The organism is Streptomyces sp. NPDC059524, assembly GCF_042749255.1.
Lineage (GTDB): Bacteria > Actinomycetota > Actinomycetes > Streptomycetales > Streptomycetaceae > Streptomyces > Streptomyces xanthii.
The window spans coordinates 52335-62375 of record NZ_JBHYTK010000028.1 but is presented as its reverse complement, the minus strand read 5'-3'; the positions used below and the strand labels follow the sequence as shown (position 1 = coordinate 62375).

Annotated in this window: 10 protein-coding genes; 7 read left to right on the top strand and 3 right to left on the bottom strand. The window is 72.6% G+C overall.

Translation table 11 applies throughout. The features are described 5' to 3' along the window. Positions 1–135 precede the first annotated feature (135 nt). Positions 136–945, bottom strand: coding sequence for a nuclease-related domain-containing protein (locus ACFW9D_RS11285; protein ID WP_384620386.1), 810 nt, complete (start codon positions 943–945; stop codon positions 136–138). Between the two features lie 202 nt (positions 946–1147). Here ACFW9D_RS11285 and ACFW9D_RS11280 point away from each other — a divergent pair, with 202 nt between their 5' ends. The 6 genes from ACFW9D_RS11280 to ACFW9D_RS11255 all read left to right on the top strand — a co-directional run bounded on the left by ACFW9D_RS11280 (position 1148) and on the right by ACFW9D_RS11255 (position 6958). Continuing rightward, positions 1148–1408, top strand: a complete 261-nt coding sequence (locus tag ACFW9D_RS11280) for a hypothetical protein (RefSeq protein WP_384620383.1) — start codon at positions 1148–1150, stop codon at positions 1406–1408. A gap of 120 nt (positions 1409–1528) precedes the next feature. Then, on the top strand, positions 1529–2278 hold the full coding sequence (locus tag ACFW9D_RS11275; RefSeq protein WP_188336876.1) for a hypothetical protein: 750 nt from the start codon (positions 1529–1531) through the stop codon (positions 2276–2278). Further along, the gene (locus ACFW9D_RS11270) at positions 2275–3546 is read left to right on the top strand and encodes an ATP-binding protein (protein ID WP_384620380.1); all 1272 of its coding nucleotides are present in this window, start codon (positions 2275–2277) and stop codon (positions 3544–3546) included. Before ACFW9D_RS11275 ends, ACFW9D_RS11270 begins: the two co-directional genes overlap by 4 nt. A 136-nt stretch (positions 3547–3682) precedes the next feature. Further along, the gene (locus ACFW9D_RS11265) at positions 3683–4066 is read left to right on the top strand and encodes an SH3 domain-containing protein (protein WP_188341309.1); all 384 of its coding nucleotides are present in this window, start codon (positions 3683–3685) and stop codon (positions 4064–4066) included. Between the two features lie 40 nt (positions 4067–4106). Beyond that, a complete protein-coding gene (locus ACFW9D_RS11260; RefSeq protein WP_384620377.1) occupies positions 4107–5489 on the top strand; it encodes an FtsW/RodA/SpoVE family cell cycle protein in 1383 nt (460 codons plus the stop codon). After that, positions 5486–6958 carry a penicillin-binding transpeptidase domain-containing protein gene (locus tag ACFW9D_RS11255; RefSeq protein WP_188336879.1) on the top strand — a complete coding sequence of 491 codons (1473 nt, stop codon included), beginning with the start codon at positions 5486–5488 and terminating at the stop codon, positions 6956–6958. The genes ACFW9D_RS11260 and ACFW9D_RS11255 overlap by 4 nt, the downstream gene beginning before the upstream one ends. Before the next feature lie 24 nt (positions 6959–6982). On the opposite strand, the gene ACFW9D_RS11250 is transcribed toward ACFW9D_RS11255, so the two are convergent. Next, entirely contained in the window at positions 6983–7804 is an 822-nt protein-coding gene (locus ACFW9D_RS11250; RefSeq protein WP_384620374.1) for a hypothetical protein, read from the bottom strand. Positions 7805–7866: 62 nt separating this feature from the next. Further along, on the bottom strand, positions 7867–8970 hold the full coding sequence (locus tag ACFW9D_RS11245) for a ferritin-like domain-containing protein (RefSeq protein WP_188336881.1): 1104 nt from the start codon (positions 8968–8970) through the stop codon (positions 7867–7869). A gap of 119 nt (positions 8971–9089) precedes the next feature. On the opposite strand from ACFW9D_RS11245, the gene ACFW9D_RS11240 reads away from it, so the two are divergent. Beyond that, positions 9090–10034 (top strand): diiron oxygenase, encoded by a 945-nt coding sequence (locus tag ACFW9D_RS11240; RefSeq protein ID WP_188336882.1) that lies wholly within the window; start codon positions 9090–9092, stop codon positions 10032–10034. Positions 10035–10041: the final 7 nt, after the last annotated feature.

The following is a 10041-nucleotide window of genomic DNA, read 5'->3' as shown; positions in this document are numbered from 1 at the left end:
GCGCTGCGCGCCGCATTTCCCCGATAGAGGCTGAGCGGCGAAGCCGCTCGCCTCTAGGGGCGCGGGGAACTGCGCGGCCCGCCCCCACCGGGGCCGCAGTCGCAGGACGGACCGGCCGGTGAGGAAAGGCGCGGGTCAGAGGCGGAGCCAGGTATGGCGGTCTCGGGCCATGGCGTGGAGGGCCTCGACGTCCGCCGGCTTCAGGAGTCCACCCGTGCGGGACAGCGCGGGGAGCTCCGAGTCGGTCAGGAGGCGGACGTCCCGGGGCGGGACCGGGGTCTCCACCGCCGCGGGGTCGACCAGGACCAGCGCCGGGCGGACCTCGGCCGTCAGGGCGAACGTGGCGCGGGACGCGTCCGACCTGACCCGGCGCAGCAGCGGCCGCGGCTCGCCGCGGCCCGCCCCGACCAGCGGGTCGTCGATCCGTACGCGGCGCCTGCGGGCCGGCAGGACGTGCAGGGCGAACAGGCCGCCGGGCCCGATGAGCAGGTGGTGGATGCGGGCGGCGCCGGGCAGCGGCACGGAGTGCAGGACCCGCCAGCCCGCGCCGTCGAACCGGTCGAGCAGCTCCCCCACCCGCTGCTGCGCGGCCAGCGCGTGCCGGCGCGGGTCCGTGCGGAGGCGGCCGTGCGCCGGCGGGTCGCGGTCGAGGTCGACGAGGAGCGCCTCGCCGGGCCGGTTCGGCGCGAGGTCGTCGTCGGGGTGGAGGCCGAGCCGGGCCAGCTCGGCGGGGGTCGGCACGGGCGGCGGGCCGACCGTGACCTGGCCGGTGAGGAACGGGCCGAGTGTGGCGAGCACCGCCTCGCAGACCGTCTCGTCGGGCCCCAGCAGCGTGACCCGGGCCGCCTCCCTGTCGTACCAGGCGACGTGGCGCCCGTCCTCCCCGATGACGTGGAGCCGCTCCTGGCCGTGCCGCCAGGTCGGTACGACGCGCATTCCGCTCATACCCATACCCATCACCCCCTGACCATGGGAGCAGCAAGCCCCGCGCACTGCAAGAAGGCGACGGGCCGCCTTCATCGCATCGGGCGGAGAGCGTGGGCCCGCTGTTACACAGCCGCCGAGCCGTCGTGACGGTCTGGTTCTACGGTTTGGGCGTTCGCTCAATTTGCGAGGAAATGACCCGCCGGACTTACGGAGTTCCCTGATGCGTCCCGCCCTGTTGCGCCGTGCCGCCCTCACCGTGGTCACCGGTGGTCTGCTGCTCGCGCCCGCGGGCGTGGCCGTCGCGCAGAAGACGCCGGCGACAGCGACGGCGACAGCGACGGCGCACGAGGAGCGGGCCGCCGCCGACCAGCCCGCCGAGGGGCCCAACCGGTACTTCCTGCTCGCGGGCGGTGCCATGACGGCGGCCGGGGCCGGCGGGCTCGTGTACGCCTCGGTGCGGCGCGGGCGCAGTGACCAGTGACCGGGCCCGCCCCGAGGTGCGCAGCCTCCTTCGGGTGAATAGAAAGGACTTCCGCCCCCTTAGGATCCGAAGCGGCCCGAAGGAGGGGCCGGCCATCGAGAGGACACAGGCAGGAGTGCAGTGACGTCCAGGCGCCCCGGCAGCGCTGCCCGCACCGTGCCCGCGGCCGTGCTGCTCCTGATCGGCGCGGCCGCCCTGACCGGCTGCGGGGACGCGGGCGGTCTGGAGAGCGCGGGGGCGACCCCGACGGCGGTGGGCCCGCGGACCCTGTGGCCGAAGCTGCCGCCCGCCACCCGCCCCGCCGACGACTACGGCGCGGGCGAGACGGCGGTGGTCAAGGGGGTCGACGTGCCCGGCGGCGACCTGCGCAAGGTCGACCCGCTGGCCGTCGTGCGCGCCCGCATGCACGCGGACCGCAAGGACTACGACGACGTCGTGGACCGGCTCGACGCGTGCGGGCCGGTCGGGCCCGGCGGATCCGGCGCGTCCGGCTGCCCGGTCCTCAGGGCGTACTACCCGGACCTGACGGGTGACGGGAAGCCGGATCTGCTGGTCGCGGTGCGGGCCCCGAAGCGCCAGCTCTACACGCAGGTCTACGTGTACCGCGGGGGCCGGCTGACGCAGATCATGGACGACAAGGACGCGGTCATCAACGTGCAGCTGGCCGGGCGCATCCTCGTCGTCCGGGCCGCCGCCGACCTGCCGGGGTACGAGTACCGCACCTCCTGGTCGTACGACAGCCATCAGGAGGCGATGCTGCCGACCCGGGACGAGATCATCCGCACGGGTCCGCCCGGGACGCCGACGGCCTCGCCCTCCGGTACGTCCTCGGCCGTACCGTCCCCGTCTCCGTACCCGAGCCGCTCATGACGCGCCGCCGGCTGCGGCCGCCCGCCTGGACCGCCTCGCTGACCTGGAAGGCGGCGGCGTTCATCACCGTGATGTGCTGCGCGCTGGCCGCGCTGCTCGGCGTCCTCGTGCACGTCTCCGTGACGGACCAGACGGTGGGCCAGGCCCGCGACCGCGCCCTGTCGCTCCTGGACGACGCGGCGCGGCGCTACGAGTCGGGCAGCCGGCTGCCGCCCGGCGCGGGCGTGGACCCGCCGCAGCTGCCCACAGCGCTGCACGAGCTGGCCGCGCGGGGTGAGCGCGGCACGATGATCGGCGACCACGACGCGTCCCCGACGATGTGGGCGGCGGGACCGGCCTCCGGCGGGCGGGCCCTCGCGGTGCGGATCGACTACGCGCAGGGCGCCCGCACCATCGACGGCCTCGACAACGCGATCCTGGGCTCGTCGGTGCTGGCGATCGGTGCGACGCTGCTGGTCGGCGCGTTCGCGGTGACCCGGGTGACGAGGCGGCTGCACACGACGGCCCGGGTGGCCCGCAAGATCAGCGCCGGGGACCTGGACGCACGGGTCGGCGACCCGCGCACGAAGGACCCGGCACGGCATCAGGACGAGGTCGCCGCCGTCGCGGCCGCGCTCGACAGCATGGCCGCCTCGCTCCAGGGCCGGATCCTCACCGAGCAGCGGTTCACGGCGGACGTGGCGCACGAGCTGCGGACGCCGCTGACCGGGCTGCACGCGGCGGCGGAGCTGCTGCCGCCCGGCCGGCCGACCGAGCTGGTGCGCGACCGGGTGGCGGCGCTGCGCACGCTCACCGAGGACCTGCTGGAGATCTCCCGGCTGGACGCGCGCAGCGAGCGTGTGGACCTGGACGAGACCTGGCTGGAGCCGGTGGTCGAGCGGGTGGTGCGGTTCGCGGGCGCGGAGACGGCGGTGACCGTCGTCTCCGACGTGTGCGTGGTGACGGACCGGCGCCGCCTGGAGCGGGTGCTCGGCAACCTGGTGGCGAACGCGCACCGGCACGGCGGCCCGCCGGTGGAGCTCGCGGTGGACGGGCCGGTGATCACGGTCCGGGACCACGGCGCGGGTTATCCGGACTATCTGGTGGAGCACGGCCCGCAGCGGTTCCGCACCGAGGGCGGGGCGCGCGGCCATGGTCTGGGTCTGACGATCGCCCTCGGGCAGGCCGAAGTCCTGGGCGCCCGCCTGCGGTTCACGAACGCGCGGGACGGCGGGGCGGTGGCCACGCTGACCCTGCCGTACGAGGAGCCGGCGGTGTGGCCCGGCTAGGAAATCGGCCGTCCGGGTGGTCACCCCGAAGGCGGCGGCCACCGTGCGCCCGGGAGGCGGTGCGGCTTGGGTGGGCGGTGGGGAGCTGTTCCGGCTCCGCTTCACGCCCGTCCCAGGAGGAGACCTCATGGCTCGCATGTCCGTACGGACCGTCAGCACCCGCATCGGCATAGCCGTCGCAGCCGCCGCGACGCTCGCCGCGACCGCGTCGCCCGCCATGGCGGACGGCGACTGGGGCGGTGGCGGTGGCGGCGACTGGGGTGGTGGCGGTGGCCACCACGCACCGGTCTACAAGGGCCGGGTCACGGCCAAGTCCGGGCTCCTGCTGCGCGACGCCCCCACCCGGGGCAGCCGCGTGGTCCGCGTGGAGCCGTACAACGCGATCGTCCCCATCTTCTGCAAGACGAGCGGTCAGAACGTCGAGGGCAACCACCTCTGGTACCTGCTGACCGACGGCACGTGGGCATGGGGCTCGGCGAAGTACATCGACAACATCGGGCGGGCGCCCCGCTGGTGCTGACATAACCGGATATCCGGCACTTGCTTGCTACGTTCCCGGTATGACCGCACCCACGGGTACACCGGGCTCACCGGGAACGAAGGCTCCCCCCTCGGTGCCCGCCGTGCGCGTCCCCGGACGCCGGGGCACCGAACTCGCCCTGCTGGTCCTGGCGGTGCTGCTCAGCGTCTACGGCTACTGCGCCGTGGGCCTCGCCAGGAGCGACGCGGTCCCGCCCGGCGCCGCCGGTTACGGCGCCGGGCTCGGCGTGCTCGCGCTCCTCGCGCACGTCGCGGTCCGGCTGCGCGCCCCGTACGCCGATCCGCTGCTGCTGCCGATCGGGGTGCTCCTCAACGGGCTGGGCCTCGTGCTGATCTACCGCCTCGACCTGGAGACCCCGCACGACGAGGCCGCCCCCACCCAGCTGGTGTGGTCGACGATCGGCGTGGCCCTCTTCATCGTCTTCGTGATGCTGCTGCGCGACCACCGGGTGCTCCAGCGGTACGCGTACCTGTCGGTGGCGGCGGCGCTCGCCCTGATGATCCTGCCGGGCTTCTTCCCCGCGGTGAACGGCGCCCGCATCTGGATCCGGATCGGCGAATTCTCCATCCAGCCCGGCGAGTTCGCGAAGGTGCTCCTCGCGATCTTCTTCGCCAGCTATCTCGCGGCGAACGGCCACGCGCTCACGTACACGGGCCGCCGGATCTGGGGGCTCCAGCTGCCCACGATGCGGGTGTTCGCGCCGATCCTCGCGATCTGGCTGCTCAGCGTCGGCGTCCTGATCCTGGAGACGGACCTCGGTACGTCGCTGCTCTTCTTCGGCCTGTTCGTCGTGATGCTCTACGTGGCGACCGGCCGGGCCAGCTGGATCGCGATCGGGCTGCTGCTCGCCGCGGCGGGCGCGTTCGTCGTCGCCTCCTTCGAGCCGCACGTGCACGGCCGCGTCGAGATCTGGCTGCATCCGTTCGCCTCGATCGCCGCGGGTGACGGGCCGGGTCAGCTCGCGCAGTCGCTGTTCGCGTTCGCGGCGGGCGGCATGCTCGGGACCGGGCTCGGGATGGGGCACTCGATCCTGATCGGCTTCGCCGCGAAGTCCGACTTCATCCTGGCGACGGCCGGCGAGGAGCTGGGCCTGGTCGGGCTGACGGCGATCTATCTGCTGTACGCGCTGCTGGTGGAGCGGGGCCTGCGGGCCGGGCTGGAACTGCGCGAGCCGTTCGGCCGGCTGCTCGCGACGGGGCTCGCCTCGATCGTCGCGCTGCAGGTCTTCGTGATCGCGGGCGGCGTGACGGGCCTGATCCCGCTGACGGGCATGGCGATGCCGTTCCTCGCGCAGGGCGGTTCGTCCGTCGTCACGAACTGGGTCATCGTCGCGATCCTGGTCCGGATCAGTGATTCGGCCCGCAGAGCGCTGCCCGCCGCCGGGCCGGGGGCGGGGCGATGACCCGGTACATCCGCCGCGCCGCGGTCTTCTGCCTGATCCTGCTGGTCGCGCTGCTGGTCAACTCCACCCGCGTCCAGGTCTTCCAGTCCGGCTCCCTGGACGCGAACCCGGCCAACCGGCGCGGCAGCATCGCGCAGTACGGGCAGCCGCGCGGCGACATCCTCGTGCAGGGCGGGCCGGTCACCGGCGCCAGGGACAGCGGTCAGGCGCTGCGGTACGAGCGCACGTACAAGAACGGGCCGCTGTACTCCCCCGTCACCGGGTACGCCTCGCAGACGTACGGCTCCTCGTTCGTGGAGGGCGCGGAGGACGGCATCCTGTCGGGGACGAGCCCGCTGCTCGCCCCGTTCCCGTTCTGGCCCGAGCTGTCCCGGTCCCGGGAGCCGGGCGGTGACGTGGCGACGACGCTGAACGCGGGGGCGCAGGAGGCGGCGTACGCGGGGCTCGGCGGGAAGAAGGGGGCGGTCGCGGCGATCGAACCGGCGACGGGGCGGATCCTCGCACTGGTCACGGCGCCCTCGTACGATCCCGGGGACTTCGCGGGGACGGGGGCGGCGGCGGAGCGGGCATGGCGGCGGCTGAACGCGGATCCGGAGCGGCCGATGCTCAACCGGGCGATCCGGGAGACGTATCCGCCGGGTTCGACGTTCAAGGTCGTCACGGCGGCGGCGGCGCTGGAGCACGAGGTGGTGGACGGGATCGGTACGCCGACCCGGACGCCGGTGCCGTACACGCTGCCCGGGACCACGACCCGGCTCGGCAACGAGTCGGCGTCCGCCGCGTGCGAGGACGCGACGCTCGAGGACGCGCTGCGCATCTCCTGCAACACGGTGTTCGCGAAGCTCGGGGTCGCCGTGGGCCTGGACGACATGGTGGAGACGGCCCGCGCCTTCGGCTTCAACGATCCCGGTGTGCACGTCCCGATGATCGTGTCCCGGTCCAACTTCGACACCGACATGAACCAGTCGCAGCTGGCGCTGTCCTCGATCGGGCAGTTCAACACGCGGGCGACGCCGTTGCAGATGGCGATGGTGGCGGCGGCGGTCGCCAACGGGGGGACGGTGATGGCGCCGCACCTCGTGGACCGTACGACGACGAGCGGGGGCACGGCGATCTCCACGACGGGCAGCCGTACGTACCGGCAGGCCATGTCCCCCTACACCGCGTCCCAGCTCCAGAAGATGATGGTCGACGTCGTCGAGGACGGCACCGGTACGAACGCCCGCATCCCCGGGGCGACGGTGGGCGGCAAGACGGGCACGGCCCAGAACGGCGTCAACAACGAGGGCACGCCGTACGCGTGGTTCATCTCCTACGCCCAGTCCGCGCAGTCCGCCCAGCCGGAGGTGGCGGTCGCGGTGGTCGTCGAGGACGCGGCGGCGAACCGGGCGGACGTGAGCGGCGGCGGCAGCGCGGCGCCCATCGCCCGCGCGGTCATGGAGGCGGTTCTGCGCACGGCGAAGGGCTGACGGTCCCGGTGCCGTTCCCCCAGGTCAGAGCGGCTGACGGAGCTCGGCCCGGACCTTCGCCGCGGTCTCGGCGACAGCGGCCAGGTCCACGTCCTCGGGATCCTTCGACATCGACTCCGTGTCGACCTCGCCGATGGACGCGCCGGTGTTGCCGTCCACCCACCCGCACATCGGCATCGTCAGCCGCCCGGCCCCGCCGGACTGGGTCAGCACCTCGCAGGTGATGGTGACGTCGCTGCCGGCGGGGTGGAAGTCCCGGGGGGCGACGGCGACCTCGGCGTTCTCCGCCTCGCCGCCGCCCTTCATCATGTTGTCCCGCGCCTCGTCGGTGTTCTTGAACCGCCCGTACATGCCGGACACGACGAGCACGCCCTTGGACGCGTCGCCGCCGAGCGTGTACTGGCCGACCACGGCCTTGGTGTCGCGGGCGTCCCAGGAGTCGTCGGCCTCCTGCTCCAGCGCCTGGCCCTTCTCCTCGGACATGTCCTGCGCGAGTTCGTACTTCCCGCCGAGGACGGTCTTCGGGAGCGTCAGCTTGTACTCGGCCTCGGGGAAGTCGCCCGCGACCCGGGATCCGATGTACGCGAGCGTGCCCACGCCGATGACGCCGAGGGCCACGACGCCGGCGACGATGCCGATGATCAGGCCCGTCCGCTTCTTCGGGGGCGGCGGGGCGCCGAAGGGGGCGGGGTAGGGGGTTCCCGGCTGCTGCGGGAACCCCGGGTACGCCGGCGGCTGCCCGTACGGCTGCTGACCGTAAGGCTGTTGCTGCCCGTACGGCTGCGGCTGCTGCGGCGGGCCGTACGGGTTCGGCTGCTGGGGCTGGGGCGGAGGTGGCGTGGACACGATCGAGACGCTACTGCATCCCGCCGACACCCCGTGCCGCCCGACCGGCCCCGCCCCGGGCCTCAGCCCTCTCCGGCCCGGATCGCCGCCTCGACCTCCTCCACCCGTCCCCGTTCCTCCTCCGCGAACCGCTCCGCGTCCAGCTTCTCCGCGACCTCCTCGTCCTGGGCCATGAGCTGGTCCAGGTTCGAGTCGCCGAGTTCGAAGACGCCGAGGTCCACGTAGGCCTCCTGGAGCCGTTTGCCCCACAGGCCGATGTCCTTGACGCAGGGCACGATCCGGGAGAAGAGCAGCTGCCGGAACAGGGCCAGGAACTCGGACTGCTCGGTGTACTCCTCGGCCTGCGCCCGGGGGATGCCGAAGTCCTCCAGGACCTCGACGCCGCGCAGCCGGTCCCGCATGAGGTAGCAGCCCTCGATGACGAAGTCCTCGCGTTCGCGCAGTTCGGCGTCGGTCAGCTGCTTGTAGTAGTCCCGCAGCGCCATCCGCCCGAACGCGACATGGCGGGCCTCGTCCTGCATCACGTAGGCGAGGATCTGCTTCGGGAGCGGCTTGTCCGTGGTGTCGCGGATCATGCCGAACGCGGCGAGGGCGAGGCCCTCGATGAGCACCTGCATGCCGAGGTAGGGCATGTCCCAGCGGGAGTCGCGGAGCGTGTCACCGAGCAGGGACTGCAGGTTGTCGTCGATCGGGTAGAGCATCCCGATCTTCTCGTGGAGGAAGCGTCCGTAGATCTCCGCGTGCCGCGCCTCGTCCATGGTCTGGGTCGCGGAGTAGAACTTGGCGTCGAGGTCGGGCACGGACTCGACGATGCGCGCCGCGCACACCATCGCGCCCTGCTCGCCGTGCAGGAACTGGCTGAACTGCCAGGACGCGTAGTGCTTGCGCAGCTCCCCCCGGTCCCGCTCGGTCATCTTCGCCCAGTGGGGCGTGCCGTACAGGGACATCGCCTCGTCCGGGGTGCCGAGGGGGTCGCAGGGGTCGACCTCCAGGTCCCAGTCGATGCGTTTGGCGCCGTCCCACTGCTTGTCCTTGCCCTTCTGGTACAGGGCGAGCAGTCGGTCGCGTCCGTCGTCGTATTCCCAGCTGAAGCGGGCCGAACTGGCCGACGGTACTTGCCAGTTGAGGTCGCTCGGGGCCCTGGTGTAGAGCTCGTGCGTCGACATACCGGCAGGTTCACACGCTGTTGGACGCGGGGTCAACAAGTCGTGCGCAAACCATTGACGGCCTTGCTGACAAGGCATCTCATAAGAGTGAACTCGCCCACAGGGATGCGGAGTCAGCGATGACGACCACGACACCGGCCGACGACGCGGCGCTTGAAGGACTGCGGGACGCGCTCGGCCTGCTCAAAGGCCGCGAGCAGGTGGCCGAGCGACTGCTCGACTCCTCCGCGAAGCACTCGTTCGACCCCGACAAGGAGCTGGACTGGGACGCGCCCTTCGAGGAGGGCAAGTGGTTCTGGCCGCCCGAGCTCGTGTCGCTGTACGGCACCCCGCTGTGGAAGCGGATGAGCGAGGAGCAGCGGATCGCGCTGTCCCGGCACGAGGCCGCGGCGCTCGCCTCGCTCGGCATCTGGTTCGAGCTGATCCTGATGCAGCTGCTGGTCCGGCACGTCTACGACAAGGCGGCGACGAGCGCGCACGTGCGGTACGCGCTGACCGAGATCGAGGACGAGTGCCGGCACTCGAAGATGTTCGCCCGGCTCATCACGCGCGGCGGCACCCCGCACTACCCGGTGGCGCGCGTCCACCACCACCTGGGCCGGCTGTTCAAGACGGTGTCGACCACGCCCGGCTCCTTCACGGCGACGCTGCTCGGCGAGGAGATCCTCGACTGGATGCAGCGGCTGACCTTCCCCGACGACCGGGTGCAGACCCTGATCCGGGGCGTCACGCGCATCCACGTCGTCGAGGAGGCCCGGCACGTCCGGTACGCGCGTGAGGAGCTGCGGCGCCAGATGGTGACGGCGCCGCGCTGGTCGCAGGAGTTCACGCGGCTCACCTCGGGCGAGTTCGCCCGGGTCTTCTCCGTCGCCTTCATCAACCCCGAGGTCTACACGAACGTGGGCCTGGACCGGCGGCGGGCCATGGCCGAGGTCAAGGCCAGCGGGCACCGCCGCGAGGTCATGCAGACGGGCGCGAAGCGGCTCACGGACTTCCTCGACGACATCGGCGTGCTGCGCGGCGCCGGGCGTCAACTGTGGCGGTCCTCGGGGCTGCTGGCCTGAGGACGGA